The 15,000-nt window shown below is 40.4% G+C and carries 14 protein-coding genes and 1 pseudogene (1 of these 15 only partly in view); 5 read left to right on the plus strand and 10 right to left on the minus strand.

All coding sequences use genetic code 11. The annotated features are described in order from the left end of the window. Nucleotides 1-172 precede the first annotated feature (172 nt). Nucleotides 173-814 (plus strand): annotated as a pseudogene (locus CLV95_RS19955) (transposase); the annotation flags it as partial. Between the two features lie 182 nt (nt 815-996). Here CLV95_RS19955 and CLV95_RS17795 read toward each other — a convergent pair. The 3 genes from CLV95_RS17795 to groES form a co-directional block, all read right to left on the minus strand. Further along, entirely contained in the window at nt 997-1,665 is a 669-nt protein-coding gene (locus tag CLV95_RS17795; RefSeq protein WP_002730814.1) for an SIMPL domain-containing protein, read from the minus strand. Between the two features lie 218 nt (nt 1,666-1,883). Then, nucleotides 1,884-3,524 (minus strand): chaperonin GroEL, encoded by a 1,641-nt coding sequence (gene groL / locus CLV95_RS17800; protein WP_002730932.1) that lies wholly within the window; start codon nt 3,522-3,524, stop codon nt 1,884-1,886. A gap of 13 nt (nt 3,525-3,537) precedes the next feature. Continuing rightward, on the minus strand, nt 3,538-3,828 hold the full coding sequence (groES, locus tag CLV95_RS17805; RefSeq protein WP_002619721.1) for a co-chaperone GroES: 291 nt from the start codon (nt 3,826-3,828) through the stop codon (nt 3,538-3,540). A gap of 261 nt (nt 3,829-4,089) precedes the next feature. Between groES and CLV95_RS19560 the strand changes: the two genes are divergently transcribed. After that, complete coding sequence (locus CLV95_RS19560) at nt 4,090-4,542, plus strand: hypothetical protein (RefSeq protein WP_230456556.1); 453 nt, start codon at nt 4,090-4,092, stop codon at nt 4,540-4,542. A gap of 138 nt (nt 4,543-4,680) precedes the next feature. Then, nucleotides 4,681-6,201, plus strand: coding sequence for a hypothetical protein (locus CLV95_RS17815; protein WP_002733842.1), 1,521 nt, complete (start codon nt 4,681-4,683; stop codon nt 6,199-6,201). Nucleotides 6,202-6,725: 524 nt separating this feature from the next. On the opposite strand, the gene CLV95_RS17825 is transcribed toward CLV95_RS17815, so the two are convergent. Next, complete coding sequence (locus CLV95_RS17825; RefSeq protein WP_042747030.1) at nt 6,726-8,009, minus strand: adenylate/guanylate cyclase domain-containing protein; 1,284 nt, start codon at nt 8,007-8,009, stop codon at nt 6,726-6,728. 183 nt (nt 8,010-8,192) lie between these two features. On the opposite strand from CLV95_RS17825, the gene CLV95_RS17830 reads away from it, so the two are divergent. Further along, nucleotides 8,193-8,852 carry an oxidoreductase gene (locus CLV95_RS17830; RefSeq protein WP_002730845.1) on the plus strand — a complete coding sequence of 220 codons (660 nt, stop codon included), beginning with the start codon at nt 8,193-8,195 and terminating at the stop codon, nt 8,850-8,852. A 160-nt stretch (nt 8,853-9,012) separates the two neighbouring features. Here the strand turns inward: CLV95_RS17830 and CLV95_RS17835 are convergent, their stop codons facing one another. After that, nucleotides 9,013-11,190, minus strand: a complete 2,178-nt coding sequence (locus tag CLV95_RS17835; protein WP_002733799.1) for a TonB-dependent receptor — start codon at nt 11,188-11,190, stop codon at nt 9,013-9,015. A 233-nt stretch (nt 11,191-11,423) separates the two neighbouring features. Between CLV95_RS17835 and CLV95_RS20185 the strand changes: the two genes are divergently transcribed. After that, a complete protein-coding gene (locus CLV95_RS20185) occupies nt 11,424-11,708 on the plus strand; it encodes a hypothetical protein (protein ID WP_002733793.1) in 285 nt (94 codons plus the stop codon). 291 nt (nt 11,709-11,999) lie between these two features. Here CLV95_RS20185 and CLV95_RS17840 read toward each other — a convergent pair whose 3' ends face one another. The 5 genes in view from CLV95_RS17840 to fliI are tightly spaced (at most 13 nt apart) and all read right to left on the minus strand, a layout consistent with a single transcriptional unit that may run on beyond the window. After that, complete coding sequence (locus CLV95_RS17840; RefSeq protein ID WP_002730763.1) at nt 12,000-12,392, minus strand: hypothetical protein; 393 nt, start codon at nt 12,390-12,392, stop codon at nt 12,000-12,002. Nucleotides 12,393-12,405: 13 nt separating this feature from the next. Continuing rightward, nucleotides 12,406-13,053 carry a periplasmic-type flagellar collar protein FlbB gene (locus CLV95_RS17845; protein ID WP_002730926.1) on the minus strand — a complete coding sequence of 216 codons (648 nt, stop codon included), beginning with the start codon at nt 13,051-13,053 and terminating at the stop codon, nt 12,406-12,408. A gap of 1 nt (nt 13,054) precedes the next feature. Next, nucleotides 13,055-13,207 (minus strand): hypothetical protein, encoded by a 153-nt coding sequence (locus CLV95_RS19005; RefSeq protein ID WP_002730722.1) that lies wholly within the window; start codon nt 13,205-13,207, stop codon nt 13,055-13,057. A 4-nt stretch (nt 13,208-13,211) separates the two neighbouring features. Next, nucleotides 13,212-13,778: a flagellar export protein FliJ gene (fliJ, locus tag CLV95_RS17850; protein WP_002730765.1), complete on the minus strand. Its 567-nt coding sequence runs from the start codon at nt 13,776-13,778 to the stop codon at nt 13,212-13,214. Nucleotides 13,779-13,781: 3 nt separating this feature from the next. Further along, nucleotides 13,782-15,000 carry the 3' portion of a flagellar protein export ATPase FliI gene (fliI, locus tag CLV95_RS17855; RefSeq protein ID WP_002730920.1) on the minus strand. Its footprint extends 146 nt past the window's final position, so the window shows 1,219 of its 1,365 coding nt (coding positions 147-1,365); its start codon lies beyond the right edge, outside the window — the gene reads right to left on this strand; the stop codon is at nt 13,782-13,784.

Raw genomic sequence — 15,000 nt, forward strand, 5'->3', positions numbered from 1 at the left:
GAACAGGTAAAATAACATGCTCTCCGGACATTTCAGGGTTGGGTTTCAGGGTTTCGAAATGAAATATTTTGTTTTTTAACGTGGATTCGGCGTAAGGTGGAAAAAAGAAAATATCTTGTATTCAAAACGCCAGATCACGTGTTGAGTCGAATTCAGCAAAAAGGGTTTAAATATGGATTTGACATCAATATTTTGTGCAATAGACAATTATTGTACAAAACGAAAAATAAATTCGAACCCGAAAATACTTTCGAATTGTCTTCGAAAAAGAAATCGGAAATTTCAGTTCAACCTGAGTGAGGTTGCAACGATCGTAGCTTATTTTCTATCCAATACTTGTATGGGAAAATGTTCCGGAATATCGTTCATTGATTCTACGATTCTTTGGAGTATGCGACAACGGAAGAATTCATTCTCATAAGAACCTTGCAGCTTGACCCTTTGGTAAAATGAAGTTTTAGAACACGTTGTAAAATATTTAAAGACATTACACAAAGAGGGAACTCAATCGCAGGCTGGTTTTAAATTGCATTTAATCGTGAATAATCGTCGTGAAATAGTATGATTTATGGTACTTCTGGAAACGTCGACGACAGGAATTTGAAATTGATTTTTCCACTTGTTAAAAATATTTACGATAAACTTTTCGGCGAAAGAGGTTACATCAGTCAATCTCTGTTTGAAAGCCTTTATGAAAAGGGGATTCAGCTTGTTATAGAACTTAAAAAGAATATAAAGAATAAATTAATGCCTTTAGTGGACAAGATTCTTCTAAGAAAAAAGGGCTATCATTGAATCGGTGAATGATGAACTTGTAATAGTTAGAAGTTGATCCTAACACTCCTTAAAATAAAAAAGGAATGCTTTAAAGGAATCTGTAAAATCGAACTCTTCACTGGAGTTGCTTATCCGTTTTTTTAAAGTTTTGTCGAGAGATTTGCCATGTGGAGTTTTCTTCGGAAACAACGGACTCGCTTTTAAAACTATTTTTCCGTTTTATTGAATTTCAAATTCCACATTAACTTTCGTTTGAATCGTTCTTTCCCCGATAGAAATGGGTGAATGATCGGAGCTAACCTTTCCCATTAAGTAAACAACCTGAGGATTAAGCATCGAATCTGACTCGACTACTTTAAGTGCAATTACATTTGTTTTTCCGATTGACTTTGCAAGTACGAGCGCTTTGTTTTTCGCATCCTCGTACGCCGCTGTAAGGGCTTCCTTTTCCTGTTTTTTGGTGGAATCCGCTTTGAATTCGATGCCGCTTACGTTATTGACTCCAAGTTTTTGAACTTCCAACAATAAGTCCTTATAGAGTTTAAGATCCCTGAGTTTGAGAAGAATTCCTGAAGAGGCGAGATAAGGTCTTTGTTTTCCCTCTTGTAGATATTGTCTTTGCAGAGTGTAATCCGTACTATAAATGTCCTTGGTTGCAATCTTGAATCCTTTGGAAAGAGTTTTTATAACGTTAGTCGTTCTTTCCAGATTTTTTTCCTGAGCCGCTTTTGGGTCCGGGTCTTCCACTTCGACGGAGAAATTTATCTGCACGTAGTCGGTTTCCACAATCGCGGAACCGCTTCCGGATACGGTGATCGTTTGTTTTGTTTCGGATACGATTCCCAAAAACGGGATCGTTAAAAGTAGTAGGGCGAGAAGTTTTTTCATAATATTTCCTGAGTATTCTTAGTATGACGTAAATTTTGTGTAACAAATTTGAAAGCGATGGTTAGCCGCGTCCGTAGTGAGCAACACTTTAGTTTCGGCGTGGATTTGCCCGATCTTTTAGATCGAATTCGCGTTCTATATAAAATTTTATACAAAAAAGGCGGAAGAGTATAAACTCGACCGCCTTTTGCGATTTGGTAAAAATGGGTGTGGATGAATTACATCATTCCGCCCATTCCTCCCATACCGCCTCCGCCCATTCCTGCCATCGGGTTTGGAGCGTCTTTTTCCGGCTTATCGGTGATCGTGACTTCGGTGGTTAAAATCATGGAACCGATGGAAGCCGCGTTTTGTAACGCGGAACGAACTACTTTCGCAGGGTCTACGACACCCGCAGAAACCAGATCTTCCCAAACCATGGACAGAGCGTTAAAACCTTCGTTTCCTTTTTTAGTCTTTGCATGTTCTACGATCACGGATCCTTCCAGACCTGCGTTGTTTGTGATCATACGAATCGGTTCTTCCAAAGAACGGAAAATAATTTTAGCGCCCGTAGCTTCGTCGCCTTCCAGTTTCAGAGCGGCAACAGCTTCTTGAGCTTTGAGAAGTGTCAAACCGCCGCCGGGAACGATCCCTTCTTCCACTGCCGCGCGGGTCGCGGAAAGAGCGTCTTCCACACGGGCTTTTTTCTCTTTCATTTCCACTTCGGTAGCCGCTCCGACATGAATGACCGCAACTCCACCCGCGAGTTTTGCGAGTCTTTCTTGGAGTTTTTCTTTGTCATATTCGGAAGTGGTATCTTCGATTTGTTTTTTGATTTGACCGATTCTTCCTTGGATTTCCTTCGTTTGTCCTTTCCCTTCGATGATCGTAGTGTTCTCTTTATCTACGGTCACTTTGTTCGCACGGCCGAGCATTTGAAGGGTAGTGTTTTCGAGTTTCATACCAAGATCTTCGGAAATGACTTGTCCACCGGTCAAAATAGCGATATCTTCGAGCATTGCTTTTCTTCTGTCTCCGAAACCCGGAGCTTTAACCGCAACACAGGAGATAGTTTTCCTGAGAGTGTTGACGACGATGGTTGCCAGCGCTTCTCCTTCCACTTCTTCGGAGATGATCACAAGAGGTTTACCCGCTTGAGCTACTTTCTCGAGAATATGGATGAGATCTTTCATGGATGAGATCTTTTTGTCGTAGATCAGGATATAAGGATCACTTAAAGTAGCGACCATAGATTCCGCGTCGGTGACCATGTAGGGAGAAATATATCCTCTATCGAATTGCATTCCTTCCACCACGTCGAGAGTAGTCTCGATGGACTTCGCCTCTTCGACCGTGATCACTCCGTCTTTTCCAACTTTATCCATAGCGTCTGCGATTAGATTTCCGATCGTATCATCGTTGTTCGCCGAGATGCTGGCGACGTTTGCGATATCTTTTTTGTTTTCGATCTTAACCGCTCTTTTTCGAATGCTTTCCACTGCTGCAGTCACCGCTTTGTCGATCCCTCTTTTAAGAGACATGGGGTTAGCGCCAGCCGTTACGTTTTTCAGACCCTCGTTGATAATAGATTGGGCGAGAATGGTTGCAGTAGTAGTTCCGTCCCCTGCGACGTCGTTTGTCTTTGTGGAAACTTCTTTTACCATTTGTGCTCCCATGTTTTCGAGAGCGTCTTCAAGTTCGATTTCTTTCGCAACGGTCACACCATCTTTTGTGATGGTTGGCGCTCCGAATTTTTTATCGATTACTACGTTACGACCTTTGGGTCCGAGAGTAACTTTTACCGCATTGGCGAGTTTGTTCACCCCTTCTAGGAGTTTACGTCTTGCTGTTTCGTTGTATTCAATATCTTTAGCCATGATTTACTCCTGATTATTTTTTAACGACGGCCAGAATATCGCTCTCACGGATGATGAGATATTCTTTGCCTTCCGATTTGATTTCAGTTCCGGAATATTTTCCGTAAAGGACGGTATCGCCAACTTTTACTTCAAGAGGGACGAGTTTCCCGTCTTCATACTTACCGCTGCCTATTTCGACAACTTTTCCTTCTTGTGGTTTCTCTTTTGCCGTATCAGGAACGAAAATGCTACCGATCTTTTCCTCGGCTTCCTGTCTTGGTTCTACGAGGACTCTGTCACCCAGAGGTTTAATCGATGCCATAGACTAACTCCTTAAAATTATAAGATTAGCACTATATTTGTGAGAGTGCTTATTTAGGTTTCCATTAAAAAAAATCGCCTCAAAAAAGTCAAGCACTTTAGTGAAGAGAGTGCCAAATTTGCTGCTAAAGGAAAGAGGAAACTTTTTGAGGGAGAGCGTTTTGGAAATTCATCTACAAATGAAGATAAGTGTATATCGGAGAAAAAAACGCATTTTGAGTCAGATTTTGTGTAAGCAACCGTGAATTCGGTGTAATAAAGAATGCGAAGGCGATTATTATGCGACCCACAGTACTTTAGTTTTAGCGCGGTCCAAGTTTTTGTTTGCAAGGGCTGGATTCTCGTTCAGAGGACAGACGAACTCGCTTCGCTCGTTCTAGACAGAGGACAGAAGGAAACGGGGGAGTTATTACATCACGGATTTAGAATGCAGTTTGCGTTCAGAGGACAGAAGGAAACGGGGGAGTTATTACATCACGGATTTAGAATGCAGTTTGCGTTCAGAGGACAGAAGGAAACGGGGGAGTTATTACATCACGGATTTAGAATGCAGTTTGCGTTCAGAGGACAGAAGGAAACGGGGGAGTTATTACATCACGGATTTAGAATGCAGTTTGCGTTCAGAGGACAGAAGGAAACGGGGGAGTTATTGCATCGCGGATTTAGAATGCAGTTTGCGGAGATAAAAAAGCGAACTGCTTTTCTAAGAAAATGAGTTCTCCGGAAAGTTAGAACATAAGAAGTCCTCAAAAATACCGTGTTAGATGCAATTTTTGAGGACTTCTGCACCTTCACAAAATCGATCATTAATTTTGGGTATCCTTTCGTATGTCCGAGTAATAAAAAGGAAAACATGTTTCGAAAAGAAAATTTAATTCGTGTGCGCGAACTCGGTCAAAATCCGATTTTAGAAGAAAAACCTTATGTTCTTTATTGGATGTCCATGGCCAGAAGACTTGCTTGGAATCATTCTCTGGATTATTCGATTCATCTTTCCCAAAAATACAAAAAAGAACTGTTGATCTATGAGCCTCTCAAGATGGATTATCCCTGGAGTTCCCCTCGGTTGCATAAGTTTATTTTAGATGGAATGTCGTATAACGCAAGAGATGCAAAAAAGAACGGTTTGTATTACGCGGCTTTCGTGGAAACGCCGAACAACTCGATCGCAGATGTATTTGAAAAACTAACCGAAAATGCAGCATTAGTCGTAACCGATGATTATCCCGCATATATCGTTCCGGAATTATTGGAGAAAGTTTCTAAAAAAATCAGATGTAAATTTCTCGTGGTTGATTCCAATTCGATCATTCCGCTTTCTTTTTACGGAGAGTTTGCGTCCGCCGCCCGCATCCTTCGTCCTCGAGTTCATCGATTGTTTCCGGAAGCATGGAAATTTCGATCTTTTCACAAGCCGGAAAAGCCGTTTCGGGAAAAAGGGGACTCTTGGCTCGAAAAAAATCCGAATTCTCCCTTAAAAAGAATCGTTTGGTTCGAAGGTGACGCGGATCAAATTTCAGAAATATGCAAGAATTTTAATTTTCATTTTCAGAAAATCCCTCCTGTCCCTGGAAAAAAAGGAGGTAGAGAAGAGGGAATAAAACTTCTAAAAAAATTCTTAAAACGCGGGCTGTCCGGTTATGCGGAACTTAGGAGTCATCCCAAACCGCCGGAAGAAGCTTATTCTTCCTTTTTATCTCCGTATCTGCGTTTCGGACATATTTCTCAAGAAGAGATTGTAAGTGAAGTTTTAAATTGGAACTTGAATGGGCCCTGGACTCCTGGAGTTATTATTCCGGAAAATAAAAATAGAAAAGAAGGTTATTTTCATCCGGATTCGAACGTGAATTCTTTTTTAGATGAGCTCATAACGTGGAGAGACGTGGGTTTTTTGATGTTTTGGAAAAAACCTTCTTTTAGAAAGGACCTTTCTATTCTTCCGGATTGGATTCAAAAAAATTTGGATTTTCATAAAAACGACGTTCGCCCTTATATTTATTCAAAAGAGCAATTGGAAAGCTCAAGCACGCATGACGTTATTTGGAACGCTGCACAAAAGGAGTTGGTTTTATCAGGTTGTATGCAAAATTATCTGAGAATGCTCTGGGGAAAAAAGGTCATCGAGTGGTCTCCTGATTATCAGACCGCTTTTGAAATTTTAGAGGAATTTAATAATAAATACGCATACGACGGAAGGGACCCGAATTCGTATAACGGAATTTTATGGTGTTTCGGTTTATTTGATCGTCCTTGGTTTCCGGAAAGAAATGTTTTTGGGAACATCCGAACTATGTCTTCCGATTCGACAAAGAAAAAATTCAAACTTCAAGCGTATTTGGATTACGTTCAATCTTTGGAGGAAAGGAGACGATAAAGCTGATTCTCGACCATTCTTTCCTGCATAAGGGAACTTCTATAAAATAGATTTTAGAATTCTCGAATGTCGTAAAACGGCGGTTTCTCATAAGAATTCCTTATAATGTTCTGTAGTTTTTTGATTTTATAGAAATTCCTATGAAATATCTGAGTTTTATCGTAGAGACTATTCTATTCGTTTAAAATCGTTATTTATTAGAGTTGTTGAAAAATTCCATAATTCAGATTAACAAAACTGCTTTAATCGACCGTTTTCATGAAACGGAAACAGATGAAGAATTAATTTTTCAACAACTCTATTGTTTATTTTTTTTAATATACATTTGCGGTTTTAGTTCGGTACGAGAGTCTTATTTTATGAATACTCGCTCTAATCGGAGAAAATAAAAACGATCGAATTTCTTTGCTTTGTAAAGAGTCGTTGCTTCGCTTTGAGTAATTTGTTTCGATGTAATCGAATTTCTTTGCTTTGCAAAGAGTCGTCGCTTCGCTTTGACTAATTCACTCCCTATGGGTCGTGAATTAACCCCAAACAACTTCGTAGATTTGAAGTGGTTCTTCTTTTCCTTTGACTTTGACACGGGGCATGCGATTGAGAGTATATTTTCCACCTAACAGCTCCATGGTTTCTTTCGAAATAAGAAAAGGTTTTTTCAAAATCTTACAAAGAGATTCGATACGAGAAGCGGTGTTGACTGCGTCTCCGATGACCGAATATTCTCTGTGAAGATCGCTTCCTACGTTTCCTGCAAAAACTTCTCCCGTATGAATTCCTATACCGATAGAGATCGGGACTTTTCCTTCCGATTTTCGTAGTAAATTCCATTCGGAGAGACGTTTTTGCATAATGACTCCGCAGCCGACCGCATTTCTTGCATCTACTTCCGCCGAAGGAGAAGGGCGAGGTGTGCCGAATGTCGCCATCACGGCATCGCCGATATATTTATCCAAGGTTCCATTGTTTTCAAAGACACATTCCGTCATTATCTTCCGAAATTCCGATAGAAGTTCGCCGAGTTCTTTCGGATCCATGCTCTCAGACATGGAGGTAAAGTTGCGAATGTCTAAAAAAAGGATACTTACGATTTGTCGATTTCCGTTTTGAAAAGTTTCCGGATTTTCCACCATTTCGTTTACGATCTTAGGTGAAAAATATCTGGAGAGTTCGGTCTTTTGACCTTCTACAATTCCGATTCTTTTGACCATCGAGATTGTCCGGAAAATTCCCGTGGAAATCATCATCGCGAAACAAAAATACAAACCTGGTTTGCCCGCGACTATATCTTCGACCAAAATATTCGGACCACTGACATAACGTCCCCAGTCCTTCGTATATACGAGTTGATTTTGAGAAATCGCAATCCATAAAATCGAATAATAAATCAAATAAAATAGAAATAGTCCAATAAAGACGAAACGGATTTTAAATTGCAAAAGGGAATAGACAATCGGGAATAAAAAGAAGAGATTTATCGGATTCTTCAGAGCGAAACCTAAATCCACGTTTTCCGTAGTGAAGGTGTAAAAAAGTAAAACTCCGAGTATAAGGGCGTACTCGGCGAACAAAGTAACGTAATTGAAAACGCTTACTATGGAAAGGGGAGAAATTCGAATGATGATCGTATGCGCGAACGTTAAACCAAGATAGATCGAAAACGCGACGAGATTGAATTTGTAGTTTCCGCTGTTGACGTTGACGACGATCTGAACCAGAAAAAATAAGGCGATTAGATAACGGAAGTAATTTGTGATGATGATTCCGCTTCTTTCTTCTTTTTTGAGAACTTCCAAAACGGAATCCGGCATGGATTTTCTATCCAATGTATGAAGCGCTTTTTTGATCGATAGGAGTATATTCACAAAGTTCAAGATAGAAACTTCCGGGTTATAGATCAATTCTTTCCGGAAAGAGAAATCGATTTTAAAAAAAATTCTTTTATAAAAAAGGGAGAAATGCATTCTTTTTGCATTTTGTAGGAGAGAGTAATTATGGCTCAGAAATTAGCGTTAGTCGCAGGTGCGACGGGTTTGATCGGAAAATATCTTTTGGAGGAATTATCCACTTCCCCCGGATACCAAAAAGTATATGCACTCGTACGTAGACCGGTCGGCGTAGCCGGAGTTGAAGAAATTATTTCCGACTATGACGCGTTAGTTGCTTCGATTCTTCCTCAAGGAATTACCGACGTATTTTGCAGTTTGGGGACCACGATTTCCAAAGCAGGAAGCCGGGAAAATTTCAAAAAGGTGGATTATGAATATGTTTTGAAACTTGCTAAACTCGTAAAAGAAATAGGGGCAAAATCTTTTTTTGTAGTTAGTGCTTTAGGAGCTAATCCAGGATCATTAGTATTTTATAATAGATTAAAAGGAGAGATGGAAAGGGATCTGGAAAGTCTCGGCTTTTCTTTTCTTGGGGTTTTTAGACCTTCTTTATTAGAAGGAAAAAGGGAAGAAGTTCGTCCCGGTGAAACGGTGGGTCAATTTTTTGCGAAAATTGTAAGTCCATTTCTTTTGGGAGGAATTAGAAAGTATAGATTGATTCATGGGAGAACAGTCGCTAAAGCAATGATCCGTATCGCGGAAAAGGAGCCGACCGGAGTTCGTATTTTGGAGTCTGATCGAATTGCAGCTTTAGGAGAAAATTGACTTTGTTACTATAGCACGAACTGTGAACGTGTTTTACCACAAGGATGCGTTTTGTAGTATCGTAAGAATTCTCAAGTTGGGAGCTTGTTTCTCTTTATTGCATAACGTTACCTATTTTTGAGAGAGTTCCGATTGGAACGGATTGTCGATTGCATATAACTTAGAATTTACCACTGACCGTAAACAAAAATTGTCTTGGAGGGCCCGGGGTTGGATTTGGGATGGACGATATGAAATATCTCTTATTCGATACGTTGGTGCAGTTAATCTGAAAATAATAGTAACTGTATTTATAATAAACGGATACGTCGTACAATCCGTAAGGCGGGATGAAGAAGGAGTTTGCGTTATCTGCAGCTATAGAATCCACATAACGTCCTCCTAATCCAAATCCAAAACCGGAAGAGAACGTATAAGTAGTCCAAAAATTCGCCGTGTTTCTGGGAACATTGATCGGTCGATTTCCCTTATAATCCGTTTCATTGCCCTTTGAATCCGTAAGGCGAAAAGATTCCCATTCCGCAATTGTATGTGCATAACCGGATTTGAAACTCCATTCTTTGGTTAAGTGAAAATCTATATTGAACTCATAACCGTTGGTTCGTAGTTCTCCCGCTTGGTCGTAGAGAGGAGGACGAGAATTTATTAAAACGGCAACGTCGTATTTCTTTGCTGTAAAGAGCGCTCCCGTCAGTTGGACTCTTCCTTTTGCAAATTCAATTCTTTGACCAATCTCAATCTGTTCTCCCATTTCCGGTTTTAGCTGTTTGCCGCTCGTATTGATAAACGTCACCGGAATAAACGCGGTGGAATATCCTATGTATGTGGTATAATAATGGAGGGGCTGATAAATCAATCCGACTCGATAAGTGAAAACCTTGGCATCGGATCGAGTTCTCGTTCTGTTGAAAGAGGAAGCCGGTCTTGAAACGTAGTTGTCGTTTAGGTCATATAATTTTTCTGTTCTGTTTTCTCTAATCCAACTATCGTAGCGACCACCCAGAAGGAACTTTATGATTTCTGAAAATTCCATCAAGTCTTGAAAATACAAGGAATGCATTTGTTGATATAAAGTTTTTCGGTCGGTAAAATTCTCCGGTAGAGGTCCAACGGGCTCGATTTTAGGATATTGAATATTTATCGAAGTAGTGCCTTGAGGAAAGTATCTCCGTCTATGACGACTAACCATCCAATGGTATTCGTAACCCGATAGCAATTTATGCCTAAATCCGGTTCGGAAGGTCCAATTTAGTTCCACGGTTCCTTGTAAAGGGGATCTTTTGGTTTCGAAGTGAAGGTGGTCGCGTTCTATTATGTTCTTATCTATGGAAGAATGGCTCAAATCCTCTGCCGCAAAATAATAATAAGTTTGTGGTGAATAGGATATAAATGACTTCATGGAAAGAATATTAGAAAACTTGCTATCTAGTTGGATTTTGAAATTTCCACTGTTGCTCTTAAGGTAGTCGTCGTTCGTATTATAGTTATTGTTAAGTGAAATTCCAGGTTCGACCAAGTCGATCTTAGGATTCTTCGATTTCGGGAGACCCGCATCCGGTTTTGTAAAGTCGAAGGTTTTTCCGGAAAAAAGCGACAAAGTATGTTTTTGCGAAATGTCCCATTCTAAGGAGGAAGCTACATTGTTTAAAGCGTAAGAGTTTTGTCTAAAACCTTTGTACTGAGAAGTTGCCGCATCTATTCTATATCGGATGGATTCAGTGCCGATTGGTCCCGTAGCCCCGGCGGAGGCTCTATGTGTACCAAAACTTCCTTCAGTAAGAGAAAGTTCGTAACTTGCTTTTTTTTGGGGCTTTTTACTAATGATATTAATCACACCTGCCATTGCCCCTTGGCCATATAAAACGGAATTGGGTCCTTTCAAAATTTCAATTCTTTCGACGTTTGCAAAGTTGCTCATAGGAGAACTGTTTTGAATGAGAAAAGTATCGTCTCTAACTCCGTCTTTGAGTAAAAGAACGTTACGTGAATCTAATCCTCTGATAGTGAGCGTATTAAATCCGCCATAATTCCGGATTACGAAGATGCCGGGAGTATAAGATATAGCAGAGAGCCATTGGTCCGCAGAACGGGTCTTTAGCTCATGATCGTCGATTATATTAACTGTAGCCGGAATGTCTTTTAAACGGACATTTTGCTTCATACCCGTCAGGCCCCTTGTTCGATAACCTTTTACTAATATACCGTCGGACCTGTTCACATCTTCCGGACCTATGTCTTTATTTTCTTTATTGGCCGATTCTTTCTTAGGTTTTTTCTTATAGGGCGAAAGTTCCTGAGCGGTGACTTCAATAGGAAAAAGAAAATTTCCTAAAGACATAACGCTTAAGAGAAAGTGGAAAAAACATCGGACCACATCAATTGGATAAGAACGACGATAAGTCAATGGCCTAAATTTTTTCATAAGACAGTTGCCTCTAAAAATATGATATTGCTTAGAGGATGGCCCGAAACAAAATGCAATCACTCGAGTTGGACGAATCCGACAAACTGTTCTTATGAAGCGATTCAAAAGAAATGGATTAAAAGCAAAAACACGCCATATCCGCGAGAGTGTTTCTTAAAAGAGGAGTATCCGACTTAGAGAATTCTTATACAATCGAAGAATTCAAACATTACGGTTGCGGGCCAGCACTGGACTTTCACCAGTATTCCTCCAAATATAGATTGCACGTTAAAAAGAATCATGATAAATGCAAGATTTTTTATATGATTTTTATACTACCGGGTTTAAAACCGATTGGAATGCAGGAACGCTTTCGAATTGGCGATAAACTTGGAGGAAAAGCGAATGATGTTTCTTTAAAGAGTAAATTTGTAAGATACTTAAGGGGTTAGAATCAACAAAAACTCTATTGAAAATGCACAATTGTGAATCCGTATTACGGATTATGTTTTTATTGGTGGTTTCTAACGCTTTTTCCTGTCGTTTAAAATTGTGGAAGTTTCCGGATAATCCTAGTAGTTCTGGAAGATGGCTTTAAGTTTTGTACAGTAGATTTCTTCTAAACGGAGGATTTGTATCGAAATTCCGAGAAGTTATCTGTTATCTTGAAAACGCGTTTGAATGATCGGAATCGAGATTTTAAATAAAGATAAAAATTTTTTGAGACGATTTTTCTAGTAACGTTATTTGCAATTTGGAGAATCTACCAAAATAAAAGGCATCGATGTAAGAACTCCGTTTGATTTCAATTCCCGGTCTTTGAGATAGAAACCGCAAACGGAAACATAACTTCCTACTTGGACGCTCGAGATTAAAGAAGTTGAATCTGAATCTAAGGCAACCGGTTTGCCGGAAAAGTGGACTAAAAAACGAATCGAATTTCCTTTATACAATATCTCCGAAACCGTTCCGGAAATTTGGATTGTTTTTCCGAAAGCGGCGGAAGGATTGGAAACAAGTTCGTAACCGCTGACTTTGGGTGTGGGGGAGTTCGTTTTCTTTTTGGAATACAGGGAAGTCTCAACTAACACGAACAATGCGAAAAAAATAAAAAACGATCTTAATTTAAAATTCATAGTTCCTCCGAAATTATGGATTGGCTTCTATTGCGTCGTCGGGGATGCCGGGGGTTTTGATTCCACTCGATCGACTGAGCCATTTATTTGTAATCATTGCGCGTCTATCTGCGGGAAAAAGAGTTAAAAGATAAGTGGTAATTGTCGGTCTTCCATCGTCTTCCGCGTCTTTGTCCATCTGAATAAAAACATCGATAATGTCTCCGTCAGGCCAGTTTACGAGCATACCGACCGCGGATTCAGGGGGCATATTTCCTACTTTATCCGCGAGAACCTTTACGAGTTTTTGACGACTATTCTTTTCCGAGTCGGCCGATTTCATCTCTTTTTCTTTCGTGATGAGGCCTTGACGCATTTCCTCAAGCTTTTCCATTTCCACTTCGAGCTTTCCTTTTTCGGTCAGAAGTTCCGCCTTTCTTTTTTCTAACTCGTCTAATTCTTCCGCAAACCTTTCCTGGGCTTTAGCGAATTCCAATTTTTGGAGTTCGGTTGGAGATTCGTTATCCTGGTTTACGAGAGCGGGCTCCTTACGAAGAAAGGGAAGAAGTTCCGCAGCATTGATGATTTGGAAATAATCAAAAACAAAAAAGCCGATTCCTAGCAAGAATAGGATGAGAAGAACGAGATATGTAGCTCTTGCCTTATCGCTTAAAGATGCCATGCTAAACCTTTAGATCGATTCGATTTCCGTTGATCTTATTTTCCAATAGTTCCGCTTTCTTTTGAAAATCGGAGATTTTCTTTTGAAGACTGAGAATAGAATCCGTCGTTTGCGGGGAATTTTCGGTGGTGACGTTTCGTATTTTCTGGAACAAGGATTCACTTTTTGTATTTGTCGTAGAGTTTTTTGATTTCTGAAGCTCCTGAGCCGTCGTTTTCGGTTCTTGAGCCCGTATCGTAAGTAAAGATTCTCGGAGCCGGTTCAGGTTCAAAGGATGCATGGTTTTTTCTCCATTGGATGGATTTAAGCTGATTGTAATGTTCTTCGAGTTCGAACTTTTCTTTCTTGAAATATAACTTTTTGTAGGCTTTGTATTGGTTCTCTTTGAGGATTTCCAAAATCTTACGGTCTTTTTGAGCCAGAATCAACTCGGCCCTTTTTGCGTCGAGTTCCGGTTTTTTATCTTCGATATTGGATTCCAAGTTTTCGTTTCGGGTGATGAGAGAACGGATATAACCCTGATGAAGTTGGTAATCTCTTAAAGAAGCTCCACGGAGAGAGTCGGAATCTTCGGTTAGAAATTCTATTTGTTTTTCGTTTTCTCGAATGGAATTGCGGATCTGATTGATTTCTCCCGCGACGAGGGAGAAACTTTTAAGTTTCTCGTCTTCTTTTTTCTTACGAAGACTTAAAACGGGTTCCAGATTGAATTGAAATCGTTTCAAGAATTAGAACTCCTCTTTTTCCTGCTCATCTTCGAGTATCTCTTTCAATCCTTGTACCGCTTTGGAATAGGTGCTTCGCTCCTGAATTTTCTGCTTTAGATAGCGATCGATCTTATCTTTTTTACGAATCGCAAGATCAACTCTCGAATCTGAACCGGAAACATACGCGTTCAGGCGGATCAATTCTTCCGCAGAGTTATAAACGCTGATGAGTTCTCGGATCATCCCCGCTCTTAGGTTCTGATTTTCCGGAACGATCCTTGTCATCACTCTTGAAAGGGAGGCGGGAACGTCTATCGCGGGATAATGGTTTTTTTCCGCGAGTTTTCTGTTTAATACGATATGCCCGTCTATATAACCTCGAACCGCGTCCGCAATTGGATCTTCCATTTCGTCCGCTTCAGTGAGAACCGTATAAAATCCCGTGATTGTTCCGCCCGATTTAGAGGTTCCGGAACGTTCTACAAGTTTTGCTAATTTAGAAAAAACGGATGAACTAAAACCTCTCGTGATCGGAGGTTCATGGTTAGAAGCGGAGATTTCCCGGTTGGCTTGAGCAAATCTAGTCAAAGAATCCATCATTAGGTTTACATGTTTTCCTTGGTCGCGAAAGTATTCCGCGATAGAAGTAGCTAACAAAGCACAATTGACTTGTTCCATTTTGGGGGCATCCGAGGTGGCGGCGAGAACGACGGATTTTTGAAGACCTTCTTTTCCGAGGTCGATCTCTATAAATTCGTTTACTTCTCGACCCCTTTCCCCTACGAGAGCGATGACGTTTATGTCCGCGTTCGTATAACGTGCAATCATACCAAGGAGACTGGATTTACCGACACCGGAACCGGAAAAGATCCCGACACGTTGCCCCCTTCCTATGGTAAGAATTCCGTCGATTGCCCGAACCCCGGTCATAAGAATGTCCCGAATGATGGGGCGATCCAGAGGATTTGGAACATCGTTATCAGGTCCGCGTTCTTCTTTTGTGATGATATGACCTTTTTTATCGATCGGTCTTCCGACCCCGTTTAAAACTCTTCCAAGAAGTTCTTTACCGACGGGGATTGCGAGTTTTCTTCCGGACGAAAAAACGAATGCTTCCGGATAAATTCCTTCGATGGGACCGAGAGGCATAAGGGTATAAACATGACCTTCAAAGCCTACAATTTCACACTGTAGATAACCTTCTTTCCCGCTTTTTTGGACGTCCATCAGTTCTCCGATT

Origin of the sequence: Leptospira borgpetersenii serovar Javanica (genome assembly GCF_003046425.1) — a bacterium.
Lineage (GTDB): Bacteria > Spirochaetota > Leptospiria > Leptospirales > Leptospiraceae > Leptospira > Leptospira borgpetersenii.